Annotated in this window: 12 protein-coding genes; 9 read left to right on the plus strand and 3 right to left on the minus strand. The window is 70.7% G+C overall.

The window, feature by feature from the left end:
• Positions 1-91 precede the first annotated feature (91 nt).
• The 7 genes from ureA to cimA all read left to right on the plus strand — a co-directional run bounded on the left by ureA (position 92) and on the right by cimA (position 7,995).
• Entirely contained in the window at positions 92-790 is a 699-nt protein-coding gene (ureA, locus tag CRP56_RS30290) for an urease subunit gamma (protein WP_097269342.1), read from the plus strand.
• Entirely contained in the window at positions 787-2,499 is a 1,713-nt protein-coding gene (locus CRP56_RS30295; protein ID WP_097269344.1) for an urease subunit alpha, read from the plus strand. Before ureA ends, CRP56_RS30295 begins: the two co-directional genes overlap by 4 nt.
• Before the next feature lie 8 nt (positions 2,500-2,507).
• Complete coding sequence (locus CRP56_RS30300) at positions 2,508-3,536, plus strand: agmatine deiminase family protein (protein ID WP_097269346.1); 1,029 nt, start codon at positions 2,508-2,510, stop codon at positions 3,534-3,536.
• Positions 3,537-3,545: 9 nt separating this feature from the next.
• Entirely contained in the window at positions 3,546-4,043 is a 498-nt protein-coding gene (locus CRP56_RS30305; RefSeq protein WP_097269348.1) for a hypothetical protein, read from the plus strand.
• Complete coding sequence (locus tag CRP56_RS30310) at positions 4,040-4,642, plus strand: TetR/AcrR family transcriptional regulator (protein ID WP_097269350.1); 603 nt, start codon at positions 4,040-4,042, stop codon at positions 4,640-4,642. The genes CRP56_RS30305 and CRP56_RS30310 overlap by 4 nt, the downstream gene beginning before the upstream one ends.
• Before the next feature lie 149 nt (positions 4,643-4,791).
• Positions 4,792-6,081, plus strand: a complete 1,290-nt coding sequence (locus CRP56_RS30315) for a TolB family protein (protein ID WP_179851167.1) — start codon at positions 4,792-4,794, stop codon at positions 6,079-6,081.
• A 309-nt stretch (positions 6,082-6,390) separates the two neighbouring features.
• Complete coding sequence (gene cimA / locus CRP56_RS30325; protein WP_097269354.1) at positions 6,391-7,995, plus strand: citramalate synthase; 1,605 nt, start codon at positions 6,391-6,393, stop codon at positions 7,993-7,995.
• Between the two features lie 6 nt (positions 7,996-8,001).
• Here cimA and CRP56_RS30330 read toward each other — a convergent pair whose 3' ends face one another.
• The gene (locus tag CRP56_RS30330; protein ID WP_257041233.1) at positions 8,002-8,487 is read right to left on the minus strand and encodes a hypothetical protein; all 486 of its coding nucleotides are present in this window, start codon (positions 8,485-8,487) and stop codon (positions 8,002-8,004) included.
• A gap of 245 nt (positions 8,488-8,732) precedes the next feature.
• On the opposite strand from CRP56_RS30330, the gene CRP56_RS30335 reads away from it, so the two are divergent.
• The gene (locus tag CRP56_RS30335) at positions 8,733-11,726 is read left to right on the plus strand and encodes a glycoside hydrolase family 3 protein (RefSeq protein ID WP_097269356.1); all 2,994 of its coding nucleotides are present in this window, start codon (positions 8,733-8,735) and stop codon (positions 11,724-11,726) included.
• 46 nt (positions 11,727-11,772) lie between these two features.
• Complete coding sequence (locus CRP56_RS30340; protein ID WP_097269357.1) at positions 11,773-13,143, plus strand: hypothetical protein; 1,371 nt, start codon at positions 11,773-11,775, stop codon at positions 13,141-13,143.
• Positions 13,144-13,237: 94 nt separating this feature from the next.
• Here the strand turns inward: CRP56_RS30340 and CRP56_RS30345 are convergent, their stop codons facing one another.
• Both CRP56_RS30345 and CRP56_RS30350 read right to left on the minus strand, forming a co-directional pair.
• Positions 13,238-14,023 carry a S1 family peptidase gene (locus tag CRP56_RS30345; protein WP_079310817.1) on the minus strand — a complete coding sequence of 262 codons (786 nt, stop codon included), beginning with the start codon at positions 14,021-14,023 and terminating at the stop codon, positions 13,238-13,240.
• Positions 14,024-14,163: 140 nt separating this feature from the next.
• The gene (locus CRP56_RS30350; RefSeq protein ID WP_143664957.1) at positions 14,164-16,326 is read right to left on the minus strand and encodes an ATP-binding protein; all 2,163 of its coding nucleotides are present in this window, start codon (positions 16,324-16,326) and stop codon (positions 14,164-14,166) included.
• Positions 16,327-16,585: the final 259 nt, after the last annotated feature.

Here is a 16,585-nt window from a genome sequence, read left to right on the forward strand (position 1 = left end):
GTTCAATGTGAGCGTGGTCCTGGTCTCACGTCAACCCTTGGTTCGCCGGGAACCTCCGTTTAGAGTGTTGCTCTAAAGTGAAGGGAACGACATGCGGCTCACCCCCACCGAACGCGACCGCCTGCTGCTCTTCGGCGCCGCCGAGCTGGCCCGCGCCCGCAGGGCCCGCGGGCTCCGGCTCAACGTGCCGGAGGCCACCGCGCTCATCGCGGACACCGTGTGCGAGGCCGCCCGGGACGGCGTCCGGCTCGCCGAGGCCATCGAGCGCGCCCGCGCCGTCCTCGGCCCGGACGACGTGCTGCCCGGCGTCGCGGACGTCGTCACCGAGGTGCATGTCGAGGCCGTCTTCGACGACGGCTCGCGGCTCGCGGTGGTCTCCGACCCCATCGGGGGCGGCGGGCTCGCGGAGCAGGCGCCGGGCGCGCTGCTGCCGGGGCCCGAGCACGCCGACCCGGACCCGGTGGTCCGGCTCACCGTCACCAACACCGCGACCGTCCCGGTCTCCGTCACCTCCCACTTCCACTTCTTCGAGGCCAACCCGCGCCTCGACTTCGACCGGGGAGCCGCCTACGGCCTGCGGCTCGCGGTGCCCGCCGGGTCCTCGGTGCGGTTCGGGCCGGGGGAGTCCCTGGAGGTCGGCCTGGTGCCGATCGGTGGGGCGCGGGTCGCGATCGGCTTCGCCGGGCTGGTGGACGGGCCGCTGGACGCGCCGGGGGCGAAGGAGGAGGCGCTGCGGAGGGCCGCCGCCTGCGGATACCTGGGCATACGCACTGAGGAGGTCGCCCGATGAGCCGCCCCGGAGGACACCCCGCCGAGGCCCGGCGCCTCACCCCCCACGAGTACGCCGCCACCCACGGCCCCCGCGCCGGCGACCGCGTCCGCCTCGGTGACTCCGGGCTGACGATCCGGGTCGAGGCCGACGCGCAGCGGTACGGCGACGAGTTCCTCGCCGGGTTCGGCAAGACCGCCCGCGACGGACTGCACCTCAAGGCCGCGGCCGTCCGTGAGACCTGTGACGTGGTGATCAGCAACGTCGTCGTGATCGACGCGGTGCTCGGCATCCGCAAGGTGTCCATCGGCATCCGCGAGGGGCGGATCTGCGCCATCGGGCGGGCCGGCAACCCCGACACCCTCGACGGCGTGGACGTCGTGGTCGGCACCGGTACGTCCATCGTGTCCGGCGAGGGGCTCATCGCCACCGCCGGGGCCGTCGACACCCACGTCCACCTGCTGTCGCCGCGCATCATGGAAGCCTCGCTGGCGTCCGGGGTGACCACGATCATCGGCCAGGAGTTCGGCCCGGTGTGGGGCGTCGGCGTCAACTCGCCCTGGGCGCTGCGGCACGCGTTCAACGCCTTCGACGCCTGGCCGGTCAACATCGGCTTCCTGGGCCGGGGTTCGTCGTCCCACGAGGCGCCTCTGATCGAGGCGCTGGCCGAGGGCGGCGCGAGCGGCTTCAAGGTGCACGAGGACATGGGCGCCCACACCCGGGCGCTGGACACGGCACTGCGCGTCGCCGAGGAGCATGACGTCCAAGTCGCCCTGCACAGTGACGGGTTGAACGAATGCCTGTCGGTGGAGGACACCCTGCGAGTGCTGGAAGGCCGCACCATCCACGCCTTCCACATCGAGGGCTGCGGCGGCGGACACGTCCCCAACGTGCTGAAGATGGCCGGCGTGCCGAACGTCATCGGCTCCTCCACCAACCCCACCCTGCCCTTCGGCCGGGACGCGGTCGCCGAGCACTACGGCATGATCGTCTCCGTCCACGACCTCAAGACCGACCTGCCCGGCGACGCCGCCATGGCCCGCGACCGCATCCGCGCCGGGACCATGGGCGCCGAGGACGTGCTGCACGACCTGGGCGCGATCGGCATCACCTCCTCCGACGCGCAGGGCATGGGGCGCGCCGGTGAGACCGTCCGCCGCACCTTCGCGATGGCCGGGAAGATGAAGGCCGAGTTCGGCGCCGAGAACGACGACCACGACAACGAGCGCGTCCTGCGCTACATGGCCAAGCTGACCATCAACCCGGCCATCGCCCACGGGCTCGCGCACGAGGTCGGGTCGATCGAGGTCGGCAAGCTGGCCGACATCGTGCTGTGGCGCCCGGAGTACTTCGGGGCCAAGCCGCAGCTGGTGCTCAAGTCCGGGTTCCCGGCGTACGGGGTGGTCGGCGACCCCAACGCGGCGACGGACACCTGCGAACCCCTCGTCCTGGGCCCGCAGTTCGGGTCGTACGGCGCCACCCCCGCCGACCTCTCGGTGGCCTTCGTCGCGCAGGCCGCCGTCGACCAGGGCAACGACTCGATGCCGACCCGGCGCCGCAGGGTCGCCGTCCGCGGCACCCGCGGCATCGGACCGGCCGACCTGCGCCTCAACTCCCGTACCGGAGCGGTCGACGTCGACCAGCGCACGGGACTGGTGACGTTGGACGGCGAGCCGCTGCACTCGGAACCGGCCGATTCGGTCGCCCTCAACCGCCTCTACTTCCTCTAGGACCCTCCATGACCTTCCGCATGCCCGCCGAGTGGGAACCGCACGAGCGCACCTGGATGGCCTGGCCCAGCCCCAACCCGACGTTCACCGACGACGAGGAGCTGGCCGAGGCCCGGGCCGCCTGGGCGTCCGTCGCCCGCGCGGTGCGCCGCTTCGAGCCGGTGACCATGGTGCACGGTCCGGGGCAGGAGGCGTCGGCCCGTGAACTGCTCGGTCCGGACGTGGAGTTGGTGGAGCGCGAGCTCGACGACGCGTGGATGCGGGACATCGGCCCGACCTTCGTGAAGGACCGGGCGGGTCGACTCGCCGCCGTGGACTGGACGTTCAACGGCTGGGGCGGGCAGGAGTGGGCCCGCTGGGAGCACGACGCGAAGATCGCCGGGCAGGTCGCCGACCTGACCGGAGTGGCGGTGCTGGGCAGCGCCCTCGTCAACGAGGGCGGCGCGATCCACGTGGACGGCGAGGGCACGGTCCTGCTGACCGAGACCGTGCAGCTCGGCGCGGGCCGCAACCCCGGCTGGAGCCGGGAGCAGGTCGAGGCGGAGATCCACGCCAAGCTCGGCACCACCAAGGCGATCTGGCTCCCGCACGGCCTGGCCGGCGACTACGGCACGTACGGCACCCAGGGCCACGTCGACATCGTCGCCGCGTTCGCGCGGCCGGGCGTGGTGGTCGTCCACAGCCAGCGCGACCCGGCCCACCCCGACCACGCCCGGTCCCTGGAGTACGTCGAGATCCTGCGCGGCGAGACCGACGCACGGGGCCGCCGCCTGGAGGTCGTCGAGATCCCGGCGCCGACCGTCCTCAAGGACGAGGACGGCGACTGGGTCGACTACTCGTACATCAACCACTACCTCTGCAACGGCGGCGTGGTCCTCTGCGCCTTCGACGACCCGAACGACGAACTCGCCGCCGGCATCTTCCGCCGCCTCTTCCCCGACCGCACGGTCACCCTCGTCGACGCCCGGGCGATCTTCGCGGGCGGGGGCGGCATCCACTGCATCACCCAGCAGCAGCCCAGGGCGGGCGTCAGGTAGAACGTACGGGTGAATGTGCTGAACTGCGTCGCCTGTGGCGCACGGCTGACCGAGCCACTGCGTCCGCTGCCCGAGGTGCCGGCCCGCCCGGAGTACGACGGCAGCCGGGGCGCCGACGGCGTGCGCCGCGCCCCGGCGACGATGCCGCGCGGGACGTACGCCGTGGACCCGGAGGCGTGCGGGGCGCCGTACGTCCCGCACCCCGACCCGGAGTGGGCCGACGCCGCCCACCCGGGGAACGCCTGGATGGGGGACCCCGACGGTCCGGGGTTCCTGGTCTCCGCCGGGCCGCGCGGCACCCTGGTCGTGCATCCAGGGGACACCCGCGGGTATCTCGCGCAGAACCCCGCGTCCCAGGAGATCGGCTGCTGCGGGCCGCCCGGCCGTGAGGGGCCCAATGAGGTGTGCGGCGCGTGCGGCGCGGTCGTGGCGACCCTCTTCGCCGACTGCACCAGCCCGTACGAGACGAGATTCCTGCCCGACGCGGTCCGGGTGACCGCCGTATGACCACGCCCCGCCGCACCCCGGCCCCGCCCCGCGAGCGCATCCTCACCGCCGCCATGGAGATGATCGCCGACCGCGGCCTGGAGAAGCTGACCATGGCCGCGCTCGGGCGTGAGCTCGGCATGAGCAGCGGTCACCTCCTCTACTACTTCGGCTCCAAGGACGAACTGCTGCTCCAGACCCTGGAGTGGAGCGAGGGCCGGCTGGGCGCCGAGCGCGGCCGGCTCCTCGCCCGTACGGGCACCGCGCGGGAACGGCTCGATGCGTACGTCGACCTGTACGTCCCCGACGGCCACCGCGACCCGCACTGGACCCTGTGGCTGGAGGTCTGGAACCGCTCGCAGAACGCCGACGACGCGGCCCGCGACCGCCAGGCCGCGATCGAGGGCGCCTGGCACCGCGACCTGGTGGCGCTGCTGGCGGAAGGCATCTCGCGGGGGGAGTTCCGGCCGGTGGACCCCGACCGCTTCGCGGCCCGCCTGCGGGCACTCCTCGACGGCTTCTCCATCCATGTCGCCATCGGCCTCCGCGGCACCGACCGACCGCAGATTCTCGGCCACGTGAGGGAGTTCCTGAACGACACCCTCCTCGCGGACGCCTGAGCCGACGCCCGGGTTGTACTCAATTCGGGGGATTGCCCCAGGCCTTGTGATGCGCTTGCCTCGTAGAGGGTTCGGGGGACGGCCGCCGTCTGTACCGAACTCCTTTGCAGGCAAGGAAAATCGGGGGATTTTCAATGGGGGAACCGCTCTTGTACGCCAGCACACGCACCGCACTCGCCGCCGGCGTCGTCGCCGGCCTGCTCGCTCTCTCCGCCACCACGGCGTCGGCGGCTCCGACGCCCGCCCCGCGCACCGAGCGCCTCGGCACCTCACCCACGGGAGAGCAGGCCAACAGCTACACCTACGGCCCCGAGTTCAGCGCAGACGGCCGCTTCGCGGTCTTCTCCTCGGATGCCACCAACCTGGTGCCGGGTGACACCAACGGACAACGCGACGTCTTCGTCCGCGACCTGCGCAAGGGCACCGTCGAGCGGGTCAACGTCAGCTCCGCGGGCGCACAGGCCGACGACATGTCCACCGCGTTCGACATCAGCCGCGACGGCCGGTACGTCCTGTTCACCTCCCAGGCCCGCAACCTCGTCCACTGGGACACCCCGCCGCCCGCCGACGAATGGGTCGACGACGTCTATCTGCACGACCGCCGCACCGGCAGGACCGAACGGCTCAGCTTCGGGATCAACGGCCGCTCCGTCGACGTCGGCGGAGCCGAAATGTCGGCCGACGCCCGCTACGTCGCCTTCACCGCCCGCCCCAACCGGATGGAGGCCGACGACCCCAACGGCTACCGGATGCTCTACCTCCTCGACCGCCGGACCGGAAAGGTGAAGCGCGTCAGCGAGCGCACCCGCCCCGAGTGGACGTCGGTCGTCTACGACGTCAGCGACGACGGCAGCCGCATCGTCTACGACCAGTTCCAGTACCGCGGCCCGGGTTCGGCCCTGTGGGCGTACGACATCAAGAAGGGCACCCAGCAGCAGCTGAACGTCACCCCCGGCGGCACCCCGACCACCGCCTCGGCCGTCGACGCCTCGCTCACCGCGAACGGCCGGTACGTCGCCTTCAGCTCCAGCGCTCCCGACCTGGTCCCGGGCGACACCAACGGCACCGAGACCGACGTCTTCGTGCGCGACCTGAAGACCGGCGAGATCCGCCGGATCTCGCACAACGCGGAGACGGCCTTCGGCACCCAGAGCCCCGAGATCAGCCCCGACGGCCGGTACGTCGCCTACGAGGCCACCCCGCGCAACCGCGCCACGGGCTACTTCGGCGTCGACAACGTCTACCTCCGCGACCTGCGCACCGGCAAGGTCCGCCTGGTCAGCGCGTCGGTCACCGGCGGACCGGTCGAGGACGAGTACGTCACCCTCTACTCCGTGACCCGCGGCGGCAAGGAGGTCGGCCTCTCCTCCGGTTCCACGCAACTCGTGCCGGACGACACCAACGGGGTCACCGACGGCTTCGTCCGCCACCTGCGCTGACCAGCAGAGGGTTCGCATTCTGAGACGGACGGTGAGCGCGGGGGCGACTTGTGCCAGACTGCCCCCGTGCTCTCGTTCGCCATGATTATTGGCAGCAGGCGCGCCGGTCCGCAGTGACCGTCTCGTACGACCAGGTACGGACGGACACCGTCGTCCTCGACCCGCGCGCAGACCTCTCGCACCCGCGAGGGGTTTTTCGCTTTTCTGGCCCACCCGCAGCCGGAGGCGAGAGCGCGAGGGAGTATGTGGGGGCGGTGGAGCCGGTTATTCCGGTACGACCGAGATCCAATCCTCAGGAGCCTTGAGACCATGACCGAAACCAGCGAGCTCGACGATCAGTTCCACGTCTTCGACACCACCCTGCGCGACGGCGCCCAGCGGGAGGGCATCAACCTCACCGTCGCGGACAAGCTGGCCATCGCGCGGCACCTGGACGACTTCGGCGTGGGCTTCATCGAGGGCGGCTGGCCCGGCGCCAACCCGCGGGACACCGAGTTCTTCGCCCGCGCGCAGGCGGAGATCCAGTTCAGGCACGCGCAGCTGGTCGCCTTCGGCGCGACCCGTCGGGCGGGCGCCAAGGCGTCCGAGGACCCCCAGGTCAAGGCCCTGCTGGAGTCGGGCGCTCCGGTGATCACGCTGGTCGCCAAGTCCCACGACCGGCACGTCGAGCTCGCCCTGCGCACCACGCTGGACGAGAACCTGGAGATGGTCCGCGACACGGTGTCGTACCTGGTCGCGCAGGGCCGCCGGGTCTTCGTCGACTGCGAGCACTTCTTCGACGGCTACCGCGCCAACCCCGAGTACGCCAAGGCCGTCGTACGGGCCGCCTCGGAGGCGGGCGCCTCCGTCGTCATCCTCTGCGACACCAACGGCGGCATGCTGCCCGCCCAGGTCCAGGCCGTCGTCTCGACCGTCCTCGCCGACACCGGCGCCCGCCTCGGCATCCACGCCCAGGACGACACCGGCTGCGCGGTCGCCAACACCCTCGCCGCCGTCGACGCGGGCGCGACCCACGTCCAGTGCACGGCCAACGGCTACGGCGAGCGGGTCGGCAACGCCAACCTCTTCCCGGTCGTCGCGGCCCTGGAGCTGAAGTACGGCAAGAAGGTGCTGCCCGACGGCAAGCTGCGCGAGATGACGCGGATCTCGCACGCCATCGCCGAGGTCGTCAACCTCACCCCCTCCACCCACCAGCCCTACGTCGGTGTCTCGGCCTTCGCCCACAAGGCCGGCCTGCACGCCTCCGCGATCAAGGTCGACCCCGACCTGTACCAGCACATCGACCCCGAGCAGGTCGGCAACACCATGCGGATGCTGGTCTCCGACATGGCGGGCCGCGCCTCGGTCGAGCTCAAGGGCAAGGAGCTCGGCGTCGATCTCGGCGGCGACCGCGAGCTGGTCGGCCGGGTCGTGGAGCGGGTCAAGGAGCGCGAGCTCAAGGGCTACACGTACGAGGCGGCGGACGCGTCCTTCGAACTGCTCCTGCGCGCCGAGGTCGAGGGCCGGCCGCTGAAGTACTTCGCCGTCGAGTCCTGGCGCGCGATCGTCGAGGACCGCCCCGACGGCAGCCACGCCAACGAGGCCACGGTCAAGCTCTTCGCCAAGGGCGAGCGGATCGTCGCCACCGCGGAGGGCAACGGCCCGGTCAACGCCCTCGACCGCGCCCTGCGCGTCGCCCTGGAGAAGATCTACCCCCAGCTGGCCAAGCTCGACCTGGTCGACTACAAGGTCCGCATCCTGGAGGGCGTCCACGGCACCCAGTCCACGACCCGGGTGCTGATCTCCACGTCGGACGGGGCGGGGGAGTGGTCGACGGTCGGGGTCGCGGAGAACGTGATCGCCGCGTCCTGGCAGGCCCTGGAAGACGCGTACGCCTACGGCCTCCTCCGCGCCGGAGTCACCCCCGCCGAGTAACCCCGCTCAGCACGAGCCCTCGGCGAGCTCCTCGAACTCGCCGAGGCTCATGGGGCGGCCGTCGGCCCAGACCTGGCCGGCCTCCAAAGTGGCGAGGTCGGCGGCGGTGAAGGTGACGATGCCGTTGTACGAGTCTCCGGTCACGTAGTGGCCGAAGGCCAGGACGTAGGTGTGGTCCGACAGCAGCCGCTGGGCGCCGACCGGCTGAGCCGTCCAGGCGGGCGGCGGCGTGAACAGCGGGAATTCGGCGTCCCCTTCGGCCTCGCCGTCCGTGCTCCACCCCGAGGCGACGGCCCCTGACTCGGTACGGCCCGCCCGGCCCTCCAGGTCCGGCTCCAGATAGCTGTCGTCACCGCACGGCCGGATCAGTGCCCATGGCTGCCCGTCCGCGCCGATCCGCACCGCCGCCAACGGCAGGTCGACCGCCGTGCACCCACTCAACAACAGCGCCCCCGCCACGGCGCCCAGCACCGCGACCCCCACTCGTCTCACGCCCCGCCCCCTCCGTCGTGGTGCCCACCCCATCACCGCGGCGCCGGGCGGCACGACCACCCTTCGGCACCGGTCTCGTTGCGGTCGTACAACATGCCTGGTGGAGGCGTGAGTTGAGGGAGCGACCCGGGAGCCCGAATGGCTGACGTGATGCCTTGACGGGCGTGCGGGTCACCAGTTAACTCACGGCGTGAGGTAAGTCATGTGTGGACCACGAGAGCCACGCGAGCCGAGGGGGAAGCTCCATGCGAAGAACCGCCCTGCTCACCTCCGCCACCCTGCTGGCGGCCCTGTTGCCGACGCTGGCCGCGCAGGCCGCCGACGATCCCGCCCCGGTCCCCGTCGACCGCTTCGAGGGCGAGGTCCCCTTCGCGAACCCGCCCGAGGGCGGCCTGTTCACCTGGGGCAGCGACACCGACGACCCGCCGAAACTCCAGCTCAGCGCTCGCGCGGACGCCCCCGAGGGCGACAAGGTCCTCTCCGGTACCTACGACATCAGCGGCTACGGCGGCTTCACCCACGACTTCGCCTTCGCCGAGCCCGCCCACGACTGGTCCGCCCACAAGGGCATCCGGTTCTGGTGGGAGGGGCAGAACAACGGCAAGAAGATCGCCTTCGAGCTCAAGGACGGCGGCGCCAACGGCGAGGCCTCCGAGCTCTGGACGACGTCGTTCACCGACGACTTCAGTGGCTGGAAACAGATCGAGATCCCCTTCACGGACTTCGCGTACCGCACCGACTACCAGCCCGTCGGCGGTATCGACCACATTCTCGGACTGACCGAGACCTGGGGGTACGCGGTCACCCTCCCGGTCGGCGCACCCGGCCGGTTCGCCATGGACGGCGTCGAGTTGTACGGCAGGGCCGACCAGTCCCGGCGCGCCTCCGTCCTCACCGACGCGCCGGTCTACCCGGTGCGGGAAGGCGGCACCGCCGCGGTCAAGGTGACCCTGGCCACCACCGGCTCCGCCCCCGTCGACGAGCCCGTGACGGTCGCCTACGAGACGCCCGCCGACCCCGGCAAGGACTACGTCCCCGTCTCCGGCACCCTCACCTTCCCCGCCGGCACGGCCTCCGGCACCACCCGGACGATCCAGGTCCGCACCCTCAAGGACCAGGCCGCGGAGAGCGCCGAGGCCATCCCGCTGAAACTCACCGTCACCGGCGCCAAGGCCCCCGACGAGACCCCGCAGATCGTGATCGACGCCCACGGACTGCCGTATCTGAACGCCAAGTTGCCCATCAAGGCCCGCGTCGCCGACCTCCTCTCCCGGATGTCCCTCGCCGAGAAGGCGGGGCAGATGACCCAGGCGGAGCGGGGCGCCGTCGGGGCCGGCGGCGACATCGCCACGTACGCCCTCGGCTCGCTCCTCTCCGGCGGCGGCTCCACCCCCACGCCCAACACCCCCGAGGCCTGGGCGAAGATGATCGACGCCTTCCAACTCCGGGCGCAGGCAACCAGGTTCCAGATCCCCCTGATCTACGGCGTCGACGCCGTCCACGGCCACAACAACCTGGTCGGCGCCACCGTCATGCCCCACAACATCGGACTCGGCGCCACCCGCGACCCCCGACTCGCCCAGCGCACCGGTGCGGTGACCGCCGCCGAGGTCCGCGCCACCGGCGTCCCCTGGGACTTCGCGCCCTGCCTCTGCGTCACCCGCGACGAACGCTGGGGCCGCTCCTACGAGTCCTTCGGTGAGGACCCGGCGCTGGTCGACTCGATGGAGACGATCATCCAGGGCCTCCAAGGTGCCGCGAACGGCAGGGACTTGAAGGACGGCGACAAGGTCCTCGCCACCGCGAAGCACTTCGTCGGCGACGGCGGCACCGCCTACGGCTCCTCCACCACCGGCACCTACACCATCGACCAGGGCGTCACCACCGTCACCCGGCAGCAGCTGGAGGCGGTCCACCTCGCCCCGTACCAGACGGCCGTCGACCGCGGCGTCGGCACGGTCATGCCCTCGTACTCCTCCCTGGACGTCATCGGCGACGGCCTCGGCCCGGTCAAGATGCACGCCCGCGGCGACATGATCAACGGCGTGCTGAAGGGCCGGATGGGCTTCGACGGCTTCGTCATCAGCGACTGGGACGGCATCAACCAGATCCCCGGCGACTACACCTCCGACGTCCGCACCTCGGTCAACGCCGGCGTCGACATGGTCATGGCCCCCTACGCCTACCGGGACTTCCGTACCGCCCTCGTCGCCGAGACCGAGGCCGGGCGGGTGAGCGAGGCACGGATCGACGACGCCGTATCGCGCATCCTCACGCAGAAGTTCAGGCTCGGCCTCTTCGAGAAGCCGTACGCCGACACGAGCGGCGCGGCGAAGATCGGTTCCGCCGAACACCGCGCGGTGGCCCGGCAGGCGGCGGCCGAGTCGCAGGTGCTGCTGAAGAACGCGGGCGGGGTGCTGCCGCTGAAGAAGTCCCAGAAGGTCTACGTCGCCGGGTCCAACGCCGACGACATCGGCAACCAGACCGGAGGCTGGACGGTCACCTGGCAGGGCGCGTCCGGCGACATCGTCCCCGGGACGACGGTCCTGGAGGGCCTGCGCGACGCCGGGGGAGACGTCACGTACTCCAAGGACGCCTCCGCGCCCACGACCGGCTACGACGTCGGTGTGGTCGTCGTCGGGGAGACCCCGTACGCCGAGGGCGTCGGTGACGTGGGCAACGGCAACGACCTGGAGCTGTCCGCGGCCGACAAGGCGGCCGTCGACAAGGTGTGCGCGGCCATGAAGTGCGCCGTGCTGATCGTGTCCGGACGCCCGCAGCTCATCGGCGACCGGCTCGGCGCGATCGACGCCCTGGTGGCCTCCTGGCTGCCCGGCACCGAGGGCGCAGGCGTCGCCGACGTGCTCTACGGCAGGCGGCCCTTCACCGGCCGACTCCCGGTCACCTGGCCCAAGTCGGAGGCGCAGCTGCCGATCAACGTCGGTGACGCGACGTACGACCCGCAGTTCCCGTACGGCTGGGGCCTGACCACCTTGACCAGGATTCCGGAGGGCGGGGCGACGACCTTGAAGGCCCTCGCCGTCGCGGCGGCCGCGGCCGAGAAGGCCGGGGCGGACGAGGTGGGGCGCGCCCTGGTGACGAAGGCGCGGCTGATCGTCCAGCAGCGGCCGGTGACGGCGGCCTCGGCGAAGCCCTTCGCGGAGGCGGACCACCTGCTCCTCACCGGACGGTACGGAAAGGCGGTGGAGAGCCTGCTGGCGGCCTACCGGGCGACCTGACCAGGATCGATGTCCCGGTTTGGGAGGCTTCGGGTAGCGTCGGAGTATGAAGTCCGCCCTACGGACCCGAAGCCTCCTCCGGCTGTTGGCGGCCTTGGCGCTCGCCGCCCTGACCGTGCTGTGGCCGTCCCTCGCGCCGCCCGCGTCCGCCGCCACGAGCGTCTCGACGATCGCCGCGGCGCTCCGCGAGAACCCCGTCTACGTGGACCCGGCGGCCTCCGGCCAGCTGTCCACCTCGGACGCCGCCACCCTGGCCGACCAGATCAAGAACGCGGACAAACCGCTCTTCATCGCCGTCCTGCCGGCCGGCTACCCCACCCAGGACCTCTTCACCAGGCTGCGCACGGCGACCGGCGTGACCGGTCTGTACGCGATCCGCCTCGGCGACCGGTTCGACGCCCGCGCCGATTCCTCGGTCCTGCCGCGCGCGGCCGTGCACAACCTCGTCACCACCGTCGCGGGCGAGGACACCCGGGCCCAGCTGAGCGACTTCACCAACAGCGCGCTGACGAACATGGGCGGCTCGGCCCCGGCGAGCTGGGGCACGGGCTCCGACGGCAACGGCGTCCCGACGGGCGCGCTGATCACGGTCGGTGCGGTGCTGGTGGCAGGCGGCGCGGGCACCTACGCCCTGGTCCGCCGCAACCGCCGCCGCCACGCGGAGGAGCAGCGGGCGGCAGTGGAGAAGCTCCGGGTGGTCGTGGACGAGGACATCACCGCGTTCGGCGAGGAACTGGACCGCCTCGACTTCCACCCCTCGGAGAAGGGCGCCGACGACGCGATGCGTGCGGACTACGAGCGCGCGCTGGACGCGTACGAGCAGGCGAAGGCCCTGATGGCGGCGGTGACCAAGCCGGAAGAGGTACGAGGGGTCACCCAGGCCCTGGAGGAGGGCCGCTTCTCCCTGGCCCAACTGGCGGCCCGCCGCGAGGGCAGGCCCCTGCCGGAACGCCGGGCCCCCTGCTTCTTCGACCCCCGCCATGGCCCCTCCGTCACGGACGCCACCTGGACACCCCCGTCCGGCGCCCCGCGCGAGGTCCCGGTCTGCGCCGCCGACGCCACCCGCCTCGCCGACGGCCGCGATCCCGTGATGCGCGAGGTCGACACGGACGCGGGCCGCCGCCCCTACTGGGATGCGGGCCCGGCGTACGGCCCCTGGGCGGGCGGCTACTTCGGCGGCGGCATCCTCCCCGGCCTGCTGGTCGGCACGGTCCTGGGCAGCATGATGGCGACCCCGTCGTACGCCGCCGACTACGGCAGCGGCTACGGGGACTTCGGCGGTCCCGGAGGCTACGAGGGCGGTGACGTCTCGGGCGCGGACTTCGACTCGGACGACTTCAGCGGAGGGTTCGGGGGCGGGGACTTCGGAGGCGGCGGGGACTTCGGCGGGGGAGGGGACTTCGGGGGAGGTTTCTGAGCGACGCGGGTGCGGGCCTCCCGCAACGACACGGGCCCGGCGCGTGGCTGCGCCGGACCCGCGGAAGGCCGTACGAGAAGCAGGCGTCGTCGGATCAGAGAGTCGACGCCGCCGACGCTATCGCCGAGGCGAACGTGGACACCTCGGTGTAGACGCCGGGCGCGTTGGGCCGCGCGCAGCCCTCGCCCCAGCTGACGATCCCGACCTGGATCCAGGCCCCGGCGTTGTCCTTGCGGAACATGGGCCCACCGGAGTCACCCTGACAGGTGTCGACCCCGCCCGCCGCGAACCCGGCACAGATCTCCTCGTTGGCGACGAGATCGCTGTACGACCCGCCGGACGCCTTACAGGTGGCGTCACTGACGAACGGCACGGTCGCCTTGAGCAGATACCGCTGCTGAGCCCCGCCCTCACGCGCCGCACCCCAGCCGGCGACGGTGAAGTCACCGGTGTTGTACTGCGTGGTCGTGGCGATCTTCAGCGTGGGCAGGTTGATCGGCTGGGCGAGCTTGATGAGTGCCCAGTCCTTGCCGGTGCCGTTGTAGCCGGGCGCCTGGAGCACCCTGGTGGACCGGACCTGGACGCGCCCGCTGGTGGACTGGAGGTCGACGACCCCGGCGGTCGCGGTGATGCCGGTGTTGGCCCCGGAACCGCTCACGCAGTGCGCGGCGGTCAGCACGATCTGCTGGGTGTACAGCGCCCCGCCGCAGCCCATGGAGAGCCGGACCATGAACGGGAACTCGCCCTGCGCGGCCCGGGTGCCGCCGACGACGGGCGCGGGAGCGGCCTGCGCGGCCGAGACGGGCTGAAGACTGGCGATCGCGAGGGCGGCGGCGCCGAGGGCCGCGCATCTCTTGAGGGCCGTGAGGAGTCTCTTCAACGTGATGCCTTCCGTGGGGGGTGGAAGTACTCGGATCACAGAACTGACGCGCACATGCCAAACAGCACAGCAAAGAACCGCCCATTGGATGGCATGGGCAAGTCAAATCTGTCGGTGGATTATGAGAACGCTGTGAGAACTCACGCAAGGGGCGGGATTCGGCCAGCCTTACGTGACCTGAGTTCCGCAAGTGTCGAGCGAATCGAAGCTGCTCCACGTCCGTCACCCAACGCGGCATAGGCCGCTTCGCACTGCTGCAACACCTTGACCGCCATCTCGAGTTCGCCCGTGCGGGCAAGGAGTTGTCCGAGATGCTCCCATGCCCAGGCCGCTCCGTGCGGGTCGTCCTGCTCGGCGTAGATGTCGGTCGCGTTCATATAGGCGTTCACAGCGTCGTCGTACTTATCCGACTCGGCGAGAGCAGTGCCCAGACTGAGCCAGGCGCCTGCTTCCCCGTGGCGATCCAGTACGTCGGCGAACATGCGTTGGGCGTTGCTGTGCGCTTGCACGGCCTCGTCCAAGCGGTGCAACGAGTGAAGAGGCAAGCCGAGGTTGTTCCATGCCGCAGCTTCTCTGTGCTGGTCGCCCAGGGCCGCGAACATCCCCTGCGCGCGCTTGTGCATCAGCACGGCGACTTCGAACTGCTCCAGTGCGAACATGCAGCGGCCCAGATTGGTCCAGGACGAAGCCTGGCCGTTGCGGTCGCCCACGGTGTACGCGAGACGCAGAGCTTCGGTGTGAGCGATGGCGGCCTCGCGGAATTGGCCCAGCCCGTAACGAGAGTTGCCGATGATGGTCAAGGAGGCCATCACGACGGTCTGTTCCGCGTCTCGCTTCGCAGCGGTAAGCATGACCTCGGCTACGAGTTGTGCATCCGTGAACTGCCGACGCAGTTGCAGGTACTTGTCGAGGGCGAGGCCCAGGGCCATTGCGGATTGGCTGTGCTCGGCACTGTCTGCCCACCTCACGGCTCCCACCAGTGAGTCGCGCTCCACATCCAGCCAGTCCAGTGCTGCCTCTCGGCTTGTGAAGAGGTCGGGCGCGTCCTCCAGCAGCTGACCGTGCAGATGTTGGTCCGCCGAAACCATTCGAGGCAGGAAGTGGTGCAATAGGCGTTTTCGAGCATGGGCCGCTTCCGCGTACAGTCCGGGCTCCCCACTGCTTATCGTTCGGGCGTACGCACGCAACAGGTCGTGCATCTCCCATCGGTCCCCGCGGGGGTTGATCAAGAATGCCGCTGCCAGGTCGTCGAGAGCTGCCTCGACCTTTGTTTCGGGCAAGCCCGACAGAGCACTTGCGGTTGGCACGCCGAAATTGGCGCCGGGCGCCTGCGCCAGGGAGCGGAAGCATCTGGCTTGGTCCGAGTCGAGCCGCGCATATGTCACATCGAACAGCGGGCGCAGGGCCAGTTCTCTGCCATATTGGTCTACTCCCGGCGCATGCAGCTGACGGACACGATCGGCCGCGGCTTTGAGCTCAGTGACCAACACGGACACGGGACGATGCCGGCGACGGCGTAGCTGCGCGGCGGCGATCTGGAGTGCCAGGGGGAGGCCGTCGCACAGGTCTACGAGCTGCTGCACGGCATCAGGCTCCTCGTTGATACGGGAGTCTTCAGGGTCCGCCAGGTGCAGAGCACGCCGGATGAGGACGGCCGCTTCTCCCTGAGACAGGGAATCGAGAGTGATGAGGCGTGCCGGCAGTGAGGCGAGGCTGTCCCGGGACGTGACCAGTACGCGGTGCCGGTCTGTGCCCGGCAGCAGCGGAGTCACCTGGGCCGACGTGGAGACGTTGTCGAAAAGGAGCAACACAGGCCCACGGCCGCTCAGTTCGGACCGGTAGAGGGCGTACTGCTCCTCCGGTGACTGGGGTAGATCCTCGTCCCGGATGCCGAGGGCGCGAAGAAGCGAGAGCACCGCCTGCTCGGGCGCGACGGGGATGTCTTCGTAGCCCCGCATATTGACGAACAGAGTGCCGCCAGTGAATCGGGTCCGAACGGCATGTGCGACATGCAGGGCGAGCGCGGTTTTGCCGATGCCGCCGAGCCCACTCAGGGCTGAAATCAGCACGGGATCAGCAGTGCCGTCGACGTCGGGTTTCAGGACGTCCATCAGTTGGGCGGCCTGCCTACCGCGCCCCGTGAACACCACCGGTGCGGCGGGCAAGGACGCTGTGGCGGTCGGAGCTGGGCCGTAGTGGTGGTGATGCTCGACCTTGCCGGTGACCGAGCCATGGAACGTGCCCTTACGAAAGTCGACATGGTCGCCGTACGATTCCGCCGGCCTGCGCCCCCGCATCGTCATGACGCCATATTGGCAGTCGGCACCCGGCACGGGTCTGGAACGGCTCGTGACCGGACGACACCCGACTCGCTAAGGGAAGTGCACTTGCGGGAAATGTACTTCCTAATCCTCTTGGCGTCGGCAGGGAAAGTCCTTCCTCCTCGACTCGCTCGCCAGGGCTGCAGGTGGGTTCTACTTCTGTGCCTACGAGGCGACGGAGAGCGAATCGCTCCGCCGCTTCGGGGAGGGACTCGGCCAGTACACCGGCAGCATCGCCCCT

Source organism: Streptomyces sp. TLI_55, from assembly GCF_900206255.1.
GTDB lineage: Bacteria > Actinomycetota > Actinomycetes > Streptomycetales > Streptomycetaceae > Streptomyces > Streptomyces aquilus.

Coding starts and splice junctions, on each gene's coding strand:
- ureA (WP_097269342.1), top strand. CDS start 92: ATGCGGCTCACCCCCACCGAACGCGACCGCCTGCTGCTCTTCGGCGCC.
- CRP56_RS30295 (WP_097269344.1), top strand. CDS start 787: ATGAGCCGCCCCGGAGGACACCCCGCCGAGGCCCGGCGCCTCACCCCC.
- CRP56_RS30300 (WP_097269346.1), top strand. CDS start 2,508: ATGACCTTCCGCATGCCCGCCGAGTGGGAACCGCACGAGCGCACCTGG.
- CRP56_RS30310 (WP_097269350.1), top strand. CDS start 4,040: ATGACCACGCCCCGCCGCACCCCGGCCCCGCCCCGCGAGCGCATCCTC.
- cimA (WP_097269354.1), top strand. CDS start 6,391: ATGACCGAAACCAGCGAGCTCGACGATCAGTTCCACGTCTTCGACACC.
- CRP56_RS30335 (WP_097269356.1), top strand. CDS start 8,733: ATGCGAAGAACCGCCCTGCTCACCTCCGCCACCCTGCTGGCGGCCCTG.
- CRP56_RS30340 (WP_097269357.1), top strand. CDS start 11,773: ATGAAGTCCGCCCTACGGACCCGAAGCCTCCTCCGGCTGTTGGCGGCC.
- CRP56_RS30350 (WP_143664957.1), bottom strand. CDS start 16,326: ATGACGATGCGGGGGCGCAGGCCGGCGGAATCGTACGGCGACCATGTC.